Genomic DNA, 275 nt, shown 5'->3' with positions numbered 1-275 from the left:
CCCACCGAGGAGGACCCCGCCGACCACCACCGCCTGCAGTGGACCGCCGCCGCCGCCGGGCTGGGGCAGCAGATCGCCACCGACACCGCCGGACCCACGTCGGCGACCCCGACCGCGACGGCCCCCGGGAACCCCGCCGACAGCTCCGAACTGCTCGTCGCGCCGTCCGGCATCTCCGTCCAGGGCCTCAACGTCGGCGCCCCGGCCGGGCCGGCCGCCAACGTCGCCGACCAGCTGACCGGGGGCGGGTTCGCGAGCGCCTCCACCAGCGACGG

At 78.5% G+C, this 275-nt stretch carries 1 pseudogene; it reads left to right on the top strand.

Annotated features, from left to right (window positions below):
- A pseudogene (locus tag AC0I8G_RS25925) lies at positions 1 to 275 on the top strand (hypothetical protein); the annotation flags it as partial.

The organism is Kineococcus sp. AC630 (assembly GCF_979255925.1).
Note: the sequence above shows the minus strand (reverse complement) of the source record. Positions and strands in the feature narration are given on the sequence as shown.